Origin of the sequence: Mangrovibacterium diazotrophicum, from assembly GCF_003610535.1 — a bacterium.
In the GTDB taxonomy this organism is placed as follows: Bacteria; Bacteroidota; Bacteroidia; order Bacteroidales; family Prolixibacteraceae; genus Mangrovibacterium; species Mangrovibacterium diazotrophicum.
This window is the reverse complement of record NZ_RAPN01000002.1, coordinates 39,643-58,116: the sequence shown is the minus strand read 5'-3', so window position 1 is coordinate 58,116 and position 18,474 is coordinate 39,643. Positions and strand designations below refer to the sequence as shown.

Genomic DNA, 18,474 nt, shown 5'->3' with positions numbered 1-18,474 from the left:
TTATATTGGGAATTGATTCATTTTCATGGTATCGGCAGTGTTGATGTCGCCGTTGCCCGGGTAGTAAATTTTGATGTAGGCTAACTTCTTTTTAAAATCGATTTGGCCGATCTCGAAACGAGTCACATTCAGCCCGGTTCGTTCGCGAATATCGTTGAGGAGGTCATCGTGCATGTTGGGTTTCAACAAGTCGAGTCGCTCGTAAATAATAGCTTTGCTGGATGTGTGTTTTAGCAGATGCTTGGTTTCCATCAGCCAGGTTAGTATCAGGAAAATGGAATTGGTGATCAGAAGCTCCATTATACTGTTCGTGCCATTGCTCAGTGCATTAATAACAGATATCCCGATAATGACAAACAGGTAGGTCATTTCCCGGACCGGTAACGAATCGGTTCGGTAACGCAAAATCCCGAAAATAGCAAACAGACCAAGGGCGAAACCAACTTTGATTTTGACGCTTTCAAGCAAGTAGACCATTAGAAAAATGGTTGTACTTACCATAATGAATGTGAACAGATAGTCGCGGCGATGCGTTTTGCGGTAATAAAAATACCCCATAATTACGCCGGTGACAATGAAGTTTAAGCCAAAGAAAAGTAATAGCCCCAGGTAAGGTTTTTCTTCCAATAAGCTCAAACTTCCGGGTTGAACCGTAAGTAGAGGATTTGTGATTTGATCTAAATCGATTAAATCATCTCCTTGTAATAGTGTTGTAAATTCGTTGAGCATCCGATCGTTATGAATTTGTAATTAGTTTTTGTTACAAATCCATTAAATTTTCGGAGCACCCTACTTACGAAGTGAAAATTTTTAATGTTTTGAGTTGTCGAGTCACATCTTTCCCGCTAGCAACCTTCTATTTGTGGTATCGGCTCTTCCTTCTGTTTTTGATCACAGTAAGTCGCATGCGTCTAATTTTGCTCATTCGGCTGTTTCGCTTGTAAATGATGTTCACCATAAACCAGGTAAACGAAATCAGGAATACGAATGTGATCGTTGTCGGGACGATAGAATGCAAAATCATTGTCAGTCCGAATATCGCTCCCGACCAGAAAACCAGGAGTAAGCTTGATAGCCGGTGACTGATTCCCGATTTGATAAGCACGTGGTGAATGTGGTTCATGTCAGGTGCAAACGGTGACTTGCCAGCCCGGATTCGCATGTAAAAAACACGCAAAGTATCGGTTGTCGGAACGACTAATAGCGCTAAAACCATAGTTGGTGTGTGGGGCAGGTCCACTGTTCCCGACAGGGGATTTGTCGGGTTTAAAAACAAAATGCTCAGGCTCGCAATCAGGACTCCCAGGATCAACGAACCGGTGTCGCCCATAAAAATTTTGTTCTTTTTGCTGAAAAGGTTGAAGCGTAAAAAACCAATTAAGCTTCCGATAAAACCGGCACAAATAACCGCATGGGCCTGATCTTCGACATGATAAAACCAAAAGCACATCACCGAAAGGAAAAGTATTGAAATCCCGGCAGCCAGCCCGTCGATACCATCGATCAGGTTCATTGCATTGATGATAAACAGGTAGAAAAACAATGTTAGCGGAACACCGATCCAGACCGGTATGTTGCCGATCGCGAAAAGGTTGTACAGGTTGTGGAATTGCAGGTTGCCTAGAAAGATGAGCACGAGTGCTGCAATAATCTGCATGAAGAGTTTATTGCGGGCCGAACTCCCGATAATGTCGTCCTTAAGTCCAACAAACAACATCAAGACCATGCCTGCAAACAAATACTGAATGTTGTGAGGTATAGCAGGCGGAAAGAAAATGATGCTGCTTAATGTTGCCCCAATAAAAATAGCAACGCCCCCCAAATTCGGGATCACAATTTTATTCAGTTTTCGGTGATTCGGTTCGTCAAAAAGATCCTTTTCCTTCGATACTTTAATGATCGGAGGAATTGTGATTAAGGTTAGTAAAAGGCCTGTTAGTGCAGTAGCGATGATCGAAAATAGCATGTCTGATTCAAAATCTTTTTTTGATTTTGCAATATTACAAAATCCTTTGATGACTGAAGACTAGAACCGAATGAATAAGAAAAACGGATTGCAGAAAGATTGAAGATGTTACAAAGTAATAGCACTGTGTTAATCGGACGTTTACTGCTTTAAAAGCATGTTTCTTGTTCTGTTGCAATAATTATTTTAGTATTGTGGCACAAAAAATAGGGAATGGTAAATCCGGACGATCAGCTTTTTGTCAGAATCAGAAACAATGATTATTTCAGCTTTAATCAGGTTTTTCACAAATATTATGGACGTTTGTGTGCTTACTCATCCCGTTACACAGGCAATCGGGAAGTTTCTGAAGATATCGTGCAAGAGCTGTTCATCAAGCTTTGGGACAATCGAAAAAGATTGATCGTTCGTGAAAAGCTGGCTGCCTATCTCTTTAAGTCCGTTCGTAACTCGAGTTTAAACTATCTTCGTGCTGAGAAATCCAAACAGCACGCGATTGAACAACTTTCCGATCAGCCGGAACTGCAGGATACGGAAGTTTCGAAGGAAGAAGAATTTATGAATTTTGTAAATGAGTGCATCGACCAATTGCCCGAACGTAGCCGACAGGTTTTTATCATGAGTCGATTGGACGGCGTTAAGTTGAATGATATTTCAGATCAATTGGGCACCTCGGTTAAAACCGTTAAAAACCAGATTTGGAAGTCGATGCAGTATCTGAAAACATGCCTCGAAAATAAACGTGTTTTTTAACACCTTCCTCAGTCCGAAAAAAAATTGACCATCGATAGGACTTTTTACCAGCACCTGTGTCATCTCTGTAAAACTGACACAAATGGATCAAGAAAAAATACCTGGCGATAAGATTATTGATCATTTGATTGATGGAGGCGGGGAGACCGACCAGTTGCCGGAACTCAACCGGTGGTTGAATCAATCAGAATCCAATGCGAGTGATTGGGCGAAATACAAGAAAATATGGAAGGCGGTGGATAAACTTTCCTTGGCTCGCAGCTTTGATGCTCATCAGGCGTTCACTCAAATAGATCAGAATATCCAACAGAAACTTCATAAAAAGGAAAAGCTAATTCGACTCTCAATCGCTGTGTCAAGTGTTGCCGCAGTTCTTTTGGTTGTTTTCGGGATGAAGCTGTTTTTTATGTCTTCGAACGAATCTGCAGGGATCATTTCCGTTCAGACGGCGATGGGCGATCGTTCGACGGTTATTTTGCCTGACGGGACTCAAGTCAAATTAAATGCGGGCTCTCATCTGAATTACCATTTGGATGCAGTAAATGAAACTCGAGATGTTAGTTTTTCAGGCGAGGCTTTCTTTGAAGTCGCGAAGAGTAAAACTCCGTTTATTATTTCAACCATGTCGGGTTTGAAAGTCCAGGTGTTGGGAACAAAATTCAACCTGCGGGCTTATCCTTCCGACGCTGATGTGCAGACGACTTTGGTTGAAGGTTCGGTTTCACTTACGAGTGCGAACTCCGGACAGTCGCTAAAGATAAAGCCTGGGCAGATTGCTTCATTCAACAAATCCCAAAATGAGCTATCGCTGGTAGATGGCATTCCCGAACACATGTTGAGCTGGATGGATAATAAATTGTACATGGACAACATGAACCTGCAAGAAGTGTGTTTGCAGCTGGAGCGCTGGTACAATGTTAAAATTTGGATAAAAGACGAAAGTCTGAAACAAAGTGTCCATTACACAGGGGTACTCAGCGAGGAAACAATCCTGGATGTACTGGAAGCACTCTGCCAATTAAGTCCTATTCAATATAAAATTGACGGTAAAAAAATAACGATAACTAAAAAATAAGAGCCTATGGTATAAAAAACGGGAAATGTTCCCGCATTTCCCGTCGTTGTTAACCAATCTTCCTAATGGTCCTAAACATTAGCGTGTATTAATTAACTAATTACATCACAAACTTATGAAAAAAAATTATGAATCCGGAGATGGAAATTTCCATGTCCTAACTAAACTTATGCGCGTCATGAAATTAACGACGTTATTCATGCTACTCTTTATATTGCATGTCTCTGCATCAGTATATTCCCAAACCGGCAGGTTGTCGGTGGTAATGCACAACAAGACGATGAAAGAGGTTTTACAGGCGATTGAAAGCCAATCGGACTATCGTTTTATTTACACGAACGAAACCTTGAGCCTTGATCGGAAAGTTAACATCGATTTGGATAACTCGAATGTGACTGATGTTTTGGATGAATTATTCAGAGGAGAGGGAATTGATTACACAATTACCGATAAGAAATTAATCATTATCAAACCGTCAGAAAGTGGTTCGTCCTACGAAGCAAATCTGAACCGTATGCAGCAGGAGCTGACCATAAAAGGAACAGTTACTGACCATGTGGGGACACCTCTTCCGGGAGTTACCATTGTTGTAAAAGGAACCAGTAACGGGACGATTACCGACGTTGATGGTAAATACACATTACCAAACGTTCCGGGGAATGCCATCCTGATTTACTCTTTTGTTGGAATGAAAGCACAGGAGGTTGAAGTCCGCGGTCGGGTGTTGCTGGACATGACACTGGAAGAGGAAACCATCGGACTGGAGGAAGTTGTTGCCATTGGATACGGTGTTCAACGCAAGAGCGACTTAACCGGTGCAATTTCGCAGGTAAAAGCCAACGATATGGAAAACCGTACGATTACGAGTCCACAGCAGGCTTTGCAAGGTAAAACTGCAGGGGTTCAGGTTATCCAAACTTCGGGTGCTCCGGGTGCAAGTGCAACAGTGCGGGTCCGCGGTTTCAGTTCCAACTCAGCTTCCGATCCGCTTTATATTGTTGATGGTTTACGGGTGAGCGATATCAGCGGAATTGACCCAAGCAACATCGAATCGATGGAGGTGTTGAAAGATGCGGCCTCTGCAGCCATCTACGGTGCGGAAGCTGGTAACGGGGTGATCCTGATTACTACGAAAAAGGCCAAAAAAGGAGCCGGAAAAATCAGCTACGATTTTCAATATACAACCAACAAACTGAATCGGATTCCGAAGGTAATGAATGCCGAACAGTACGTGAATTACATGACTGAAGGGAACCTGATTACTGAAGACGAAATCTCGGCTGTTTGGGATGGAACTACTGACACGGACTGGACAGATGTTGCCTTTGAAACATCGGTCATGCAAAAACATAACCTGAGTTTTCAGGGAGCTAACGAACGTGGTTCGTACACGTTGTCGCTTTCTTATCTCGATCAAAATGGTATTGTGAAGGGAGATAAGGACGTTTACGAACGCATGACTGCAATGATCAATGCAGACTACAAGATTAACGACTGGCTGAAAGTTGGTACAACCAATATTATGGAACGCTGGAAATCACAGTCTGTTTCGGAGAACTCGGAATACGGAAGTTTATTGGCTTCGGTTTTAACCATGGATCCGTTAACCAAACCTTATTACGCTGAAGATGAATTACCCGCATTTATGCAGTCGTACCTGGATGCAGGAAAAGTATTGTTGCAAAATGAAGAAGGCATGTATTATGGACTATCACAGATTTATCAGTCTGAACAGGTTCACCCGCTTTTGATGCGCGACCGTACCGATTCTAAACTGGATGGTGCCAATATCATCGGTACTATTTATGCTGATTTTACGCCGATCAAAAATCTTATAGTTACCTCGAAGTTTGGTTACCGCGGTTCATTTTATAATAACTACGGGTTCGATTATGTGTACTATGCGAATGATGTCGCAAAGAACGATCAAATCAATGTGAGCCGTACGACCATGAATAGCTTGTACTATCAGTGGGAAAACTTTGCCAATTACATGTTCAACGTTGGCGAACACAAATTCACTGCGATGGCCGGTATTTCTTACTCAGAACCGCTGACTACAACCGTTACTGCCAGTGGTGATGCGATTACCAAGGATCAGGATGGTTATCGTGATTTGAACTACTTGTCAGCTTCAGCTGTGAAAACAGTATCGGGTGGTTACTCCGATTTAGGACGCAAATTCTCTTACTTCGGACGTTTAAGCTACAACTTGCGCGATACCTATTTGCTGCAGGCCTCTGTTCGTCGCGATGCAAGCGACCTGTCAGTGCTTCCATCGGGTAACCGTTGGGGAACATTCCCTGCCGTTTCAGCGGGATATGTGATCTCGAACGAGAACTTTTTCCCGAAAGACATGGGAATTGATTTTGTGAAACTACGTGCCAGTTGGGGGCAAAACGGTAGCACCGGTCCATTGGGTAGTTTCATGTACCGGGCTTCAATAGGTTCCGTTGGTAGCTATCCTTTCTCTCCAAATGTTGAGTACCAGGTGGCATCTGCTCCGGAAACACTTGATAACCCTGAATTAAAGTGGGAAACGTCAGAACAATTGGACTTGGGATTTGATATCAGACTGCTTAATAACCGGATGTCTTTTGGCTTCGACTATTTTGACAAGAAAACCAAAGACTTATTGGTTTCAACAACTCCTCCGTTGGAAACAGGTGTTTCATCGGTTGTTGTGAATGCCGGTAATGTTGATAACAAAGGGGTTGAATTGGAATTGGGCTGGCAAGATAAAATCAGAAATGATTTCAGTTACGGTATTCGTGCTAACCTGGCAACTCTGAAGAATAAAGTAACTTACCTCGATCCAACAATCTCCCGTATCGCGGGTGCTTCGTTCCACACACAAAGTGGTATCACCGTATTTGAAGAAGGTTTCCCGGTGTGGTACATGCGTGGCTTCGAGCTGGAAGATATCGACGACGCTACCGGTGATCCGATTTTTGTGGACCAGTTGACGGTTGATTCCGATGGTGACGGCGTGAACGATACTGCTGACGGAGAGATTACCGACGACGACAAAGTAATGTTGGGTAGCGGTATTCCGGATTTTACATACGGTATCACAATTACTGCTGCTTACAAAGGTTTCGATTTCACGCTGTTTGGAACTGGAGCAAAGGGCAATGATATTTTCAACTGTTTGACCCGTATTGACCGCCCAAGAGGTAACAAGCTGACTTATTTCTACGATGACCGTTGGACGACTGAAAATACAACAGCAAGTAAGCCACGTCCGAATGCAAACGGAGAAGACAAATACTGGATCAGTAGCGATGCTGTGATGAATGGTTCTTATTTCAAAGTTAAGCAGATTCAGCTGGGCTACACCTTACCGAAACAATTGTGCGAAAAGATGAGCATGAGCACACTTCGTATTTATACTTCGTTCGATGATTGGTTTGTTATCACTGATTACCCTGGATTCGATCCCGAAGCTTCTGCCGGTTCTACCTCTTCTCTTGGGGTTGACAAAGGATCCTATCCGAACTCCAGAAAAGTTGTCTTTGGTATTAATGTAACATTCTAAAAACCTGAAAAATATGAAAACGAAATTGATATATATATTTACAGTCGTTGTTGCTCTCGGTTTTCTGGGGGGATGTACAAGTCGGCTGGACGAGGTCGTTCAGCAGGGAACAACTTCAACAGATAGCTTTTACCAAACCGATGATGATGCGCTTGAAGCAGTAGCTGCTGTTTACCTGGGCTGGAGAAACTTGGGATATAGCGACTTTTGGCTGAAAAATGCACTTTCTGATGATATTTATGCTGGTGGTGGTTCACGTGGAGATAACTCGATATTGGAGCAGCTGAACGAATATCGATTCAGTACTTCCAACTCACAACTGACCGATTACTTTTCGGGTCTCTACGCACTGATTTACCGGGCGAACCTGGTGATTAATAATTTTGAAGGAGACACAGATATTAAACAACGTGCGATTGCAGAGGCCAAAGCAGCTCGCGGATGGGCCTACTTCAACTTAGTAACACTGTGGGGACCGGTGCCCCTGGTTACAGGTTTGCTTGCTCCAAGCGAATACCAACAAACAAATGGTGAAGTTTCTGCTATTTGGGCCCAAATTGAGACGGACTACAGCGATGCTATTAATTCCGGAATTTTGCCGGAAAAATCTGGTACAACAGACCAAACTCCGGGGGCACGCATATCCAAACAGGCAGTACAGGCATTTTTGGGTAAAGCCTATGTATTTCAGGGAAAATATTCGGAAGCTGCAACTATGCTCAAGCTGGTGATTAACTCCGAAAAGTATGATTTAATTGATGATTATGCGAATGTACTGCGCGATGTCCAGGATTTTGGTGAGGAAAATATCTTCGAATTGAACTCCCTGAATGACGTTGAAAACCCATGGTCGCAAGGGAATTATTACGTAGGAACTATGATGGGATGGCGCGCGGACAAACTGAATTTATATGGTTACTATTACGGTGTGCATGAGCTATTCCCGGGAGGTTGGGGATTTGGTAGCCCCAGAAAAGAACTGTATGATGCGTTTGTGGCCGAAGAAACAGAATCCGGTTATCGTTTGAATGCAACCCTGCGCACTTATGCCCAGGTTAATACGATTGGTGCACCGTTTGTCCCGGTGGTTTTAAATGCCGGAACAAGCCTTTATGGTAATACGGGCTATTTCAACTGGAAATGGCGCTTGATTGGCAGTGAAGTCATTGAAGGAACATGGGGAATGGTTATTTCTGCAAACTACCGATTGATGCGTTACTCCGAAGTGTTGTTGCTCGCTGCTGAAGCTTGTCTTGAATCGGGAGATAATACCAGCGCATTAACTTACATCAACGAGGTGCGCGATCGTGCTCAGTTGTCTCAGTTAACTTCTGTGACATTAGATGACATTAAAACAGAAAAACGCTTAGAGTTGTGTCTGGAAGGTGTTCGTTACCAGGATTTGGTTCGCTGGGGCGACGCAGCGACCTATTTGGGGACCCAAGGTAAAGAAGTTCCTATTTTCTCCGGTTACGCCGAAGACGGATCTTATGACGTCAGCTATCCATACAGCAATTCATCGTACGGATTTAAGGCGGGTAAGCACGAGTTGTTGCCCTTCCCCGAACACGAGATGCTCGTAAATCAAAATATTACACAAAACCCGGGGTGGTAGAATTGAAGTAATCGAAGCTTGGTGATGGAAAATCGATCACCAAGCTTCTTCCATTTACTTCATGGAAGATCCTTTGAAGAAGTAATTACAGTTAAGATAAATAATTGGGAAGTCTAATTTTTTTTATTGAATTTTGAGTGTGTAAATTAAACACATTGATCGTTGGATGGTCTAACAGAATAAACCCGATAAAATAATCAATCAAAAACAGAAACATGATGAAAAAGAATTTATTGGCTGCTTTTATTGCAGCGGTATTACTCAGTTTTTCAGCCGAAGCACAGCAGGCTTTATGGGGAGCACAACAGATCATCTCGCCGCAGGTAAATGCTGATAATACGGTTACTTTTCGTATTGATGCAGTTAATGCCGATACCGTGCAAGTTGTCGGTGATTTCACACCTAAGAAAAAAATGAAAACTCCTTTCGGGGAATTTGAAGTCGCTGGCCCTGCCAATTTGGAAAAAGGTGCCGACGGTATTTGGAGTTATACTTCGGAAGCACTTCCTTCAGACTTGTACACTTATAACATCATTGTTGATGGGTTTAAATCAACTGATCCCAACAACGTGTACATGATTCGGGACGTATCTTCTGTTTTCAGTATTTTCATTGTCCCTGGCGATAAAGGCAATTTGTATTCGGTTAAAGATGTGCCTCACGGAACAGTGGCGCGTCGCTGGTACGATTCTCCGGGTAATGAGATGACTCGCCGGATGACAATTTACACTCCTCCCGGTTATGAAAACAGCAAGGAGAGCTACCCTGTATTGTATTTGTTGCATGGCATGGGAGGCGACGAAGAAGCGTGGATCAATTATGGCCGTACGTCTCAAATTATGGACAACCTGATTGCTCAAGGCAAGGCTACTCCCATGATTGTCGTGATGACAAATGGTAACGTAGCCCAATCGGCTGCACCAGGCGAGTCCAGCTTGGGATTTGAAAAGCCCAATATGATGCTGCCACACACCATGGACGGTAAGTTCGAAGAAACGTTCCCGGAAGTCATCAAGTTTATTGAAAGCAACTATCGCGTGAAAACGGATAAGGCTGATCGGGCGATTGCAGGTTTGTCAATGGGCGGTTTTCACTCGTTGCACATTTCACGCTACTACCCAAATACCTTCGACTATGTAGGCCTGTTTTCTGCTGCTATTTTGCCAAACGAAGGCGTTAAATCGGCACTGTACGAGGATTTCGATGGTACGTTGAAAGCTCAGATGGACAACGGTTATAAACTTTACTGGATTGGTATGGGAAAATCTGATTTCTTATACAAATCAGGAGTTGATTTTCGTGCCAAACTGGATAGTATGGGCATGAAATATACTTACATGGAAACCGAAGGCGGTCACACCTGGACGAACTGGCGCGTTTACTTGTCAGAATTTGCGCCGCAGCTTTTTAAATAATTTTCGTGAAAGCCAGTTGCTGTGAATTTGACGACTGGCTTTCACCGATTACCTCCTTTCCGCTAACTAACCAACAATGAACCTGAAAACCATCATTTCTACGATCCTTTTCTTTTGTACAACGCTAGGTTTTGCGCAGGTTTTTCAAAACGAAGAGCTGACCATCACTAAGCTTGAAAAAGACATGTGGGTGTTTGAAACCAGTGACAACACCACGCTTTACCTGATTGAAGGAACGAAGAAAGCCTTGCTGATTGATACCGGCACCATTTCCAAAATATCGAAATTGGATTCGATCGTTGGCTTACTAACTGCCAAGCCTGTGGTTGTATTGATTACTCATGTGCATGTCGACCACGCCGGGAATATGAATTATTTTGAAGATGTTTATCTGCACCCGGCAGATACTGTATTACTGGGGCGCATACCTCCCTACAACGGAACAACTCATTACCTGGCCGACGGCGATCAATTCGAGCTGGGAAACAAAAATATTGAAGTTTTACATATGCCTGGTCACACGCCCGGTTCGGTCGTGTTTATCGATCGGGAAGCGGGGAATTGTTATTCGGGCGATGCCTTCGGCTCAGGCCAGGTTTGGATGCAGTTGCAGCCGCATGTGTCGATGGCTGTCTACGCTGAATCGTGTCGACGCATGGAAAAACTGATGAACGAAGGAATTACAAAAATTTATTGTGGTCACTATCCGCATGTACACGGAGCATTGGGGAAAACCTACATGACCGATATGCGTCAGCTGGCAGAACAACTCACGGCGGGAACAGCTCCCGAAGGAAAAGATTACCCATATAAAGTCTCTATTGGTCCCGATAATCCAATGATAACCACCCTCGGATCCGCCAGTATTGTGTATGATCCGGAAAACATAAATTAACATGAAAAAAATTTCAACCCTCATTTTATTTGTCCTGATGGGGCTTGGTGCATTTGCCCAATTTCCGCAGTTACCACATGGTCAGGTGTCAATTGATAGTCTGAAAAGTGAAGTACTCGGTGTAAACCGTCAATATTCGGTTTATCTGCCTAAGAGCTATGAAACCAGTCCGAACCGAAAATATCCGATTCTGTACCTGTTGCACGGCGTGTTTGACAACAATAATGGTTGGGTTATGCGCGGACACCTGCAGGATGTGTCCAATAAATTGATTGATGCCGGAGAGGCTCACGAAATGATCATTATTGTGCCTGATGCCGGACGCGATTGGAACGGCTATTTCGATATGGATGGCTGGTCTTACGAAACCTTCTTCTTCACGGAGTTTATGCCTTACATTGAAAATAAATACCGGGTGATTGGCGACAAGAAAAATCGCGCGATTGCGGGTCTTTCCATGGGGGGTGGAGGAACTACCGTGTACGCGCAAAAGCATCCCGACTTGTTTTCGTCGGCCTATGCCATGAGCGCTTTGATGGGACTACCGGAAGGCGGAGGAATTCCTGCACAGGATAAAAAAATGGCCGAACTAAACCGAACAGTCATTGAGAATCACTGTGTCAAATTTGTAGAGAATGCAGATGAGGCAACCAAGGAAACGCTGAGAGCTGTTCGCTGGTTCGTCGATTGCGGGGACGACGATTTTTTATTCGACGTAAATACAGATTTCTACAAAGCAATGCGCAATGCGCACATCCCGTGTCAGCTGCGTGTTCGCGATGGCGGCCACGATTGGGAATACTGGCATTCGGCTTTGTACAAGGCCTTGGCATTCGTTTCAGATGGCTTCGACAATTAACTATTAAACCAAGCAAAAATGAAAAAACTAACCACAACAATATTACTGATCTTTTTAGTATTTGCCGGATTCGCACAATGGCCCGGATGGGGCAAAGTAGAGTACAAAACCATGCCTAGTAAGATTCTGAATCAGGATCGGGAGTACGCTGTTTACCTTCCGCCGAACTACGAAAAGAATACTGACAAAAATTACCCGGTTTTGTATTTGTTGCATGGAGGCGGCGGTAGCCATACCGACTGGCCCGAAAAAGGAAGTCTGGCAGGAATTGCCAACCAGTTGATGCTTTCGAATGAGGCGACTGAAATGATCATCATTTGCCCCGAAGCAGGGAAAGATTTTATGAACTATTTCAATAACCCCGACTGGCGCTACGAGGATTATTTCTTCGACGAAATGATTCCTTTTGTGGAGTCAAATTACCGGGTAATTGCCGACAAAGGGCATCGCGCGTTGGCCGGTTTGTCGATGGGAGGACAGGGAACTGTTGTTTATGCCCAGCATCATCCGGAGATGTTTTGTGCCGCTTACACCATGAGTGGTTACTTGTACCGACACGACAATCTGTTTTGGATTGACTTCAATGATCCCGTTCAAAAGAAGGTTCACCAGTTGGTCGAGGACAACAATTGTGTAAAGTTCGTCAACGAAGCTTCTCCGGAAAAAATTGCGAATCTGAAAACGGTTAAATGGTTTGTTGATTGTGGTGATGACGACTTCACCCTGAAAGCCAACCTTGAATTTGTTTTGGCGATGCAAGCTGCAGAGATCCCGTTACAAACTCGTATCCGCGATGGTAATCACACCTGGGAGTACTGGCACTCGGCACTTTATATCGCTTTGCCATTTGTTTCAGACATATTTCGCGATAACAGCATTCAACAACAATAAAAATGAATAAGCCCACCACATATTTCCGTTTTTCAATTTGCTTGAGTTTGTTTTGTCTGTTCGTGATTGATAGTTTCGCCCAATTCCCCGGTTACAAGCCGGGGCCGGGCGATACGCTCAAATCTGTTCGCATTGCTGCCGACCGGAAAGTAACGTTGAGTATTTATGCGCCCAGAGCAAGCGACGTAATCGTAACCGGCGACTTTCAGCAGACCTTTGGCCCAATCAAATTGAAAAAAGATGACATTGGTATCTGGTCCACCGTGATTGGTCCTTTGTCTCCAGATCTTTATTCGTACGATTTTTCAGTGGATGGATTGAAGACGATAGATCCGAAAAATACGATGCTGAAGGAAGGGGCGAACGGCTATTCCAACTTATTTGAAGTACCCGGTTATGAAGCCGATTACCAGGCAATAAAAGATGTTCCGCACGGACGTTTGGAAGAAATATGGTTTCAAGCCAAATCAATTGGCAAGGTCAGTCGGGCGCATGTTTACCTTCCCCCGGGCTATGAAAATAGGAGCGAGCAATTGCCGGTTTTGTATTTGCAGCATGGCGGTGGAGATAACGATGCCTCGTGGTCAACAGCTGGTCGGGCAAACTTCATTCTGGACAATTTGCTGGCCGAAGGAAAAATGAAACCGATGGTTGTGGTGATGCCATACGGCAACCCCGGAGGCGGTTTTTACACGAATGTAAGCGGTGATGCTGATCCGTATTACAATTACTTTTTTAAGGACCTGGTTCCATATGTGGAAGCCAACTATAAAGTGAAAAATACACCTGAGTTTCGGGCTTACGCGGGCCTGTCGATGGGCGGTTTGCAAGCGCTGAATATGGCTTTTTTCTATGCCGACAGGTTTGCCTACATTTTACCCTTGAGTACCGGATTCTTTCCGAATCAATTAAACGAGGTTGAAACTTTGTGTCAGGATGAGTCTGTCCAACAAAAGATCAATGACCTGAAATTATTCTGGATTGCGATGGGTGGTGAGAAAGACATTGCCTATCAAAATGGTTTAAATACGAAGGCAGTGCTTGATAAATACGGCATTCATTACGAAACTGATTCGTATCCGGCCGGGCACACCTTTATCACATGGAGGCATAATTTAAAAGATTTTGCTCCGCTGCTCTTTCAATAGAACGACCTAAACCAACAAACCCATGAAACGAACGCTACTACTTGCATCTCTCATCGCTGTTTTTTGTTCTTGCGGTAAAACTGCAGAACAAGCGTTGAACGTTGAGGCTGTTAAAACCCAGGACGGATTTGTTGCCGGAAAAACACACTCGGAAACAGGTGTGGCGATTTTTCTTGGAATTCCTTATGCAGCTCCACCGGTTGGCGATTTGCGTTGGAAAGCCCCGCAAGCTGTTGAGGTATGGGAAGGTGTTCGAACATGTGTAAATCCTCCGGCTTCAGCGATCCAACCCGATCCAAAACCATTTTTCTGCTGGTCGCAGGAGTTTATTACGCCGGCCAAGCCTATGAGCGAAGATTGTCTGTACCTGAACGTTTGGACCCCGGCTAAAAAAGCCGATGAAAACCTTCCGGTAATGGTCTGGATTCACGGTGGAGGACTGACTTCTGGCTCGGGAATGGTTCCCTTGTACGATGGAATAGAGATGGCCAGAAAAGGCGTCGTCTTCATCACAATCAACTACCGGTTAGGAATTTTGGGTTTCCTGGCTCACCCGGAACTATCCAAAGAATCAGATTTGAATACCTCCGGAAACTACGGTATTCTGGATCAGATTGCTGCTTTAAAATGGGTGCGAAATAATATTGCAGCTTTTGGAGGCAATCCCGAAAATGTCACGATTGCCGGACAGTCTGCCGGTTCATTTAGCGTGAATATGCTGATGGTTTCGCCGCTGGCCAAAGGACTTTTTCATAAAGCGATTGGACAAAGCGGAGGCATGTTTGGCAAAACACTTTCGTTGGACAATACACTGGCTGATGCTGAGAAAGCCGGTGAGAAGATGTTCGCCGATGCCGGCTATTCAGACCTGGAAGCGATGCGGGAGATTCCTGCGGACTCGCTTTTAACGAAGTTCCCGGGACGACAAGGGATTACGGTGGATAATATCGTGGTGCCACCAGTTGCTGAAACCTTCGACGCTGGCCAACAAAATGATGTGCCGCTGATTTCGGGCTGGAATGCCGATGATGGCGTATTTTTCGGTCCCACGCCGACCGCTGAGCAGGCAAAGGCTGCTGCCCGCGCTCAGTACGGCGATCAGGCAGATGCTTATCTGCAGCTGTTTCCAGCCAATACCGACGAGGAAGCTGCAGCTTCTCAAAAACTGATTTCTCAGCTCTCCTTTGGATGGAACAATTACAGTTGGGCACGACTTCAGTCTAAAACTGGCACGAATTCATCATATCTCTATTATTTCAAACGAGTGCCACCGGGAGAACCCAATTACGGCGCATTCCATTCGGCCGAGTTTGCCTATGCGCTTCACACATTGCACAACTGGGATAAACCATTTACCGAAACCGACTATGCATTGGAAAATATCATGAGCAGTTACTGGGTGAATTTTGCGAAAACCGGAAATCCAAATGGCGAAGGGCTTCCCGAGTGGCCGGCTTTTGATAGCTCCAATCCGCAGGTGATTGAGCTCGGGGACAAAACACAATCGGTTGACTTGCCTTATCAACAGCAAGTGAAGTTTATGGATGCCCAAAACGGATTCTAATGATTTAAACTAGACTAACGACAACCAAATGAAAAACCACTATAACCGCAGACAATTTTTACGACTTTCCGGTTCCGGACTAAGCGGATTGGCGCTGCTGCCCGGCATCGTATCGGGGATGAAATCGTCGGTGCCAACGGAACGCGTTGTGGAAACGGCCTATGGAAAACTGAAAGGATTACAAAGCGATGGCTTCGTCACTTTTAAAGGTGTTCCGTATGCCGGAAGCGTTTCCGGGGCCAACCGGTTTAAACGTCCCGCTGAACTAAAACCCTGGGCGGGAGTTCGTGATGCGTTACAGTTGGGAAATCCATCCATTCAGGCGCCGAATCAGACTTACGGTATCAATGAACCAGATCCGGCTGAAGATTGCCTGTTCCTGAATATTTGGACTCCAGCTTGCGATAGCGCAAAACGCCCGGTAATGGTGTACAACCACGGTGGTGGTTTTGTATCGGGATCCGGTGGAAGTGCCATGCAGGATGGAGCCAATCTGGCCCGGCTGTTTAACGTTGTCGTTGTGGAAACGAACCACCGCCTCGGCTTACTTGGGTTTCTATACCTTGATGAACTTTGGGGTGACGAATTTGCAGGATCGGGCAACCGAGGTGTTCAGGATATCGCTATTGCCCTGAAATGGGTCAACGAAAATATTGAACGTTTTGGTGGCGATCCCTACAATGTGATGATTCACGGGGAGTCGGGGGGAGGCATGAAAACTTCCGCTTTGTATGCCATGCCCGAGGCAGCTCCTTATTTCAATAGGGCATCCATCGAGAGCGGACCGGGACTGAAGTTCAAATCGCCTGAGCTGGCTGCTGAAACCACGGAATTGTTGTTGAGCGATCTGGGGCTCACAAAGGCGACAGCACACAAATTGTTGCAAATGCCCGCTGTCCAATTGCTCGAAGCGCAGTTGCAGCTTTCAAAACACGGCATGCGATCGCTGGTCAGCTCGTTCGAAGGAATTGGAGCTTCCGGCGTGGGCGGTTTTAGCCCGGTTGTGGATGGCACAGTTTTGCCTGTTCACCCGTTTAGCCCTGCTGCCTGCGAAATTTCGAAGAATAAGCCGCTACTGGTTGGTTGGAATGAAGATGAGCAGATTTTCTTTTCGATGTTTGGCGGCGATCTGGATGCTTTCAAACTAACGAACGACGGACTGAAAAGCCGATTGGAAAAAAACTTTGGAGACGAAGCTGATCGGATTATTTCAACTTACAGGGCAACCCGTCCGGAGGCAAGCCCGACTGATTTGTACATCGCCATTTACTCGATGCTTTCGATGGGATTAGGTTCGGTTCGAATTGCCGAACGCAAATCGGAGCAAGGAGGAGCGCCGGTTTACCTATACAACTTCGGTTACAAATCGGAACTGAAAGTCCCGGGAACAGACTACGAATTGGGCTCGATGCATGCGATGGATATTGCGTTCAAATTTTACAATGTAGCTGCTACGAAAGGGCCCAATGGCACCGATATCCCGGGCATGGCCGGCAGCCGGGAAGAACGCTTTCAGGCCTCCCGAAACATGTGCAACTACTGGACAAGTTTTGCCGCTTCTGGAGAGCCGTCAGCTGAAGGACAACCACAATGGAAACCTTATGATTTGAATACCCGCCCCACCATGCGTATTGATTCGCAATGTGCGCTTATCGATGATCGCTATGCCAGCGAACTGGCTATGTGGCGGGAAATATTAGAACCAAAAACAAACTAAAAACTAAAACAGAAACCGATGAAGAAATTACTTTTTACAGCATTCATGGCTTTGGGGATAAGTGCTTTTGCGCAGGATGTAGAACCTGTAAAGCGTATGCCCATATTCGACATTCACGTGCACACCATGAAAGTCAACCCGGCGTGGTCATCACCAATGTGCCCCTGGTTTTTATCGGATATGCCGGGAGCTGACCCCAATGAAGAAGCTCCTTTCTTTATGAACCAGGATTGTGTAGATCCGCTTCAACCTGCCAAAAGTGATCAGGATATGCAGGACGAGGTGATCAAGCGTATCAAAGAATTCAACATGACGATGGTCGCTTTTGGCGATGCCGAAGTGTTGCACAATTGGGTAAACGCAGCGCCTGCGGGCCGGATCATTCCTGGGATTGGTTTTGGTTCCCCCGACGACATTAGTGTGGAAGCGTTTCGCGATTCACTGGAGAGTGGTTTTTACAAAGTAGTCGCCGAGGTGGCTCCGCAATACAAGGGACTTTCGCCCAGCGATCCTTCGCTCGATCCTTATTTTGCTGTGGCCGAAGAGTTGGGCGTGCCCGTTGGTATTCATATGGGGACCGGTGGAAACGGAATGGCGAATTTAACCCAACCCAAGTATCGGGCATCATTAGGAAATCCCTTTGAACTGGAAGAAATGCTGGCCCGCCATCCCAATATGAAGATATGGGTGATGCATGCCGGTTACCCGATGGCCGAAGAGATGATTGCCTTGATGGGAGCAAATGCCTATGTGTATCTCGATATTTCGGGGATGATCTGGAGCTACCCGATTGATGAAGTGCAATGGTATATCAAACGCTTAATTCAGGCGGGATTTGGTAAACGCATCATGTACGGGACCGACTTTATGATGTGGCCACGACTGTTCGAAACATCAATGGGAGTGGTCATGAATGCGCAGTTTCTGTCCGAAGATCAAAAACGGGACATCATGTTTAACAATGCTGTGCGGTTTTTCAGAATGAATAAAGATGATTTTGAATGGCCAGCAGAATAATAACCTAACACGAAATTAGAT

At 45.1% G+C, this 18,474-nt stretch carries 14 protein-coding genes; 12 read left to right on the top strand and 2 right to left on the bottom strand.

Annotated elements, in window-relative coordinates; genetic code table 11:
* Window positions 1-729 carry a DUF4956 domain-containing protein gene (locus BC643_RS16470; RefSeq protein WP_120274376.1) on the bottom strand — a complete coding sequence of 243 codons (729 nt, stop codon included), beginning with the start codon at window positions 727-729 and terminating at the stop codon, window positions 1-3.
* A gap of 127 nt (window positions 730-856) precedes the next feature.
* A complete protein-coding gene (locus tag BC643_RS16465; RefSeq protein ID WP_120274375.1) occupies window positions 857-1,966 on the bottom strand; it encodes an MraY family glycosyltransferase in 1,110 nt (369 codons plus the stop codon).
* 213 nt (window positions 1,967-2,179) lie between these two features.
* Between BC643_RS16465 and BC643_RS16460 the strand changes: the two genes are divergently transcribed.
* The 12 genes from BC643_RS16460 to BC643_RS16405 all read left to right on the top strand — a co-directional run bounded on the left by BC643_RS16460 (window position 2,180) and on the right by BC643_RS16405 (window position 18,453).
* Window positions 2,180-2,719, top strand: a complete 540-nt coding sequence (locus BC643_RS16460; protein ID WP_120274374.1) for an RNA polymerase sigma-70 factor — start codon at window positions 2,180-2,182, stop codon at window positions 2,717-2,719.
* A gap of 82 nt (window positions 2,720-2,801) precedes the next feature.
* The gene (locus BC643_RS16455) at window positions 2,802-3,794 is read left to right on the top strand and encodes a FecR family protein (protein ID WP_120274373.1); all 993 of its coding nucleotides are present in this window, start codon (window positions 2,802-2,804) and stop codon (window positions 3,792-3,794) included.
* 178 nt (window positions 3,795-3,972) lie between these two features.
* Complete coding sequence (locus tag BC643_RS16450) at window positions 3,973-7,332, top strand: TonB-dependent receptor (protein ID WP_170154589.1); 3,360 nt, start codon at window positions 3,973-3,975, stop codon at window positions 7,330-7,332.
* A gap of 13 nt (window positions 7,333-7,345) precedes the next feature.
* The gene (locus tag BC643_RS16445; RefSeq protein ID WP_120274371.1) at window positions 7,346-8,947 is read left to right on the top strand and encodes a RagB/SusD family nutrient uptake outer membrane protein; all 1,602 of its coding nucleotides are present in this window, start codon (window positions 7,346-7,348) and stop codon (window positions 8,945-8,947) included.
* 215 nt (window positions 8,948-9,162) lie between these two features.
* The gene (locus BC643_RS16440) at window positions 9,163-10,362 is read left to right on the top strand and encodes an esterase (protein ID WP_120274370.1); all 1,200 of its coding nucleotides are present in this window, start codon (window positions 9,163-9,165) and stop codon (window positions 10,360-10,362) included.
* 76 nt (window positions 10,363-10,438) lie between these two features.
* Window positions 10,439-11,257 carry an MBL fold metallo-hydrolase gene (locus BC643_RS16435; protein WP_120274369.1) on the top strand — a complete coding sequence of 273 codons (819 nt, stop codon included), beginning with the start codon at window positions 10,439-10,441 and terminating at the stop codon, window positions 11,255-11,257.
* A gap of 1 nt (window position 11,258) precedes the next feature.
* Entirely contained in the window at window positions 11,259-12,116 is an 858-nt protein-coding gene (locus tag BC643_RS16430) for an alpha/beta hydrolase (RefSeq protein ID WP_120274368.1), read from the top strand.
* An 18-nt stretch (window positions 12,117-12,134) separates the two neighbouring features.
* Window positions 12,135-13,007: an alpha/beta hydrolase gene (locus tag BC643_RS16425; RefSeq protein ID WP_120274367.1), complete on the top strand. Its 873-nt coding sequence runs from the start codon at window positions 12,135-12,137 to the stop codon at window positions 13,005-13,007.
* Between the two features lie 2 nt (window positions 13,008-13,009).
* Window positions 13,010-14,155, top strand: coding sequence for an esterase (locus BC643_RS16420; RefSeq protein ID WP_120274366.1), 1,146 nt, complete (start codon window positions 13,010-13,012; stop codon window positions 14,153-14,155).
* A gap of 22 nt (window positions 14,156-14,177) precedes the next feature.
* Window positions 14,178-15,719 carry a carboxylesterase/lipase family protein gene (locus BC643_RS16415; protein WP_120274365.1) on the top strand — a complete coding sequence of 514 codons (1,542 nt, stop codon included), beginning with the start codon at window positions 14,178-14,180 and terminating at the stop codon, window positions 15,717-15,719.
* A gap of 28 nt (window positions 15,720-15,747) precedes the next feature.
* Window positions 15,748-17,436 (top strand): carboxylesterase/lipase family protein, encoded by a 1,689-nt coding sequence (locus tag BC643_RS16410; RefSeq protein ID WP_120274364.1) that lies wholly within the window; start codon window positions 15,748-15,750, stop codon window positions 17,434-17,436.
* 18 nt (window positions 17,437-17,454) lie between these two features.
* The gene (locus BC643_RS16405) at window positions 17,455-18,453 is read left to right on the top strand and encodes an amidohydrolase family protein (protein WP_120274363.1); all 999 of its coding nucleotides are present in this window, start codon (window positions 17,455-17,457) and stop codon (window positions 18,451-18,453) included.
* Window positions 18,454-18,474 lie beyond the last annotated feature (21 nt).

Bases quoted from the DNA above. Each gene is read 5' to 3' on its own strand.
- BC643_RS16470 (WP_120274376.1), bottom strand. From the start codon at position 729: ATGCTCAACGAATTTACAACACTATTACAAGGAGATGATTTAATCGAT.
- BC643_RS16425 (WP_120274367.1), top strand. From the start codon at position 12,135: ATGAAAAAACTAACCACAACAATATTACTGATCTTTTTAGTATTTGCC.
- BC643_RS16415 (WP_120274365.1), top strand. From the start codon at position 14,178: ATGAAACGAACGCTACTACTTGCATCTCTCATCGCTGTTTTTTGTTCT.
- BC643_RS16405 (WP_120274363.1), top strand. From the start codon at position 17,455: ATGAAGAAATTACTTTTTACAGCATTCATGGCTTTGGGGATAAGTGCT.
- BC643_RS16450 (WP_170154589.1), top strand. From the start codon at position 3,973: ATGAAATTAACGACGTTATTCATGCTACTCTTTATATTGCATGTCTCT.
- BC643_RS16430 (WP_120274368.1), top strand. From the start codon at position 11,259: ATGAAAAAAATTTCAACCCTCATTTTATTTGTCCTGATGGGGCTTGGT.
- BC643_RS16440 (WP_120274370.1), top strand. From the start codon at position 9,163: ATGATGAAAAAGAATTTATTGGCTGCTTTTATTGCAGCGGTATTACTC.
- BC643_RS16410 (WP_120274364.1), top strand. From the start codon at position 15,748: ATGAAAAACCACTATAACCGCAGACAATTTTTACGACTTTCCGGTTCC.
- BC643_RS16465 (WP_120274375.1), bottom strand. From the start codon at position 1,966: ATGCTATTTTCGATCATCGCTACTGCACTAACAGGCCTTTTACTAACC.
- BC643_RS16460 (WP_120274374.1), top strand. From the start codon at position 2,180: ATGGTAAATCCGGACGATCAGCTTTTTGTCAGAATCAGAAACAATGAT.
- BC643_RS16455 (WP_120274373.1), top strand. From the start codon at position 2,802: ATGGATCAAGAAAAAATACCTGGCGATAAGATTATTGATCATTTGATT.
- BC643_RS16420 (WP_120274366.1), top strand. From the start codon at position 13,010: ATGAATAAGCCCACCACATATTTCCGTTTTTCAATTTGCTTGAGTTTG.
- BC643_RS16435 (WP_120274369.1), top strand. From the start codon at position 10,439: ATGAACCTGAAAACCATCATTTCTACGATCCTTTTCTTTTGTACAACG.
- BC643_RS16445 (WP_120274371.1), top strand. From the start codon at position 7,346: ATGAAAACGAAATTGATATATATATTTACAGTCGTTGTTGCTCTCGGT.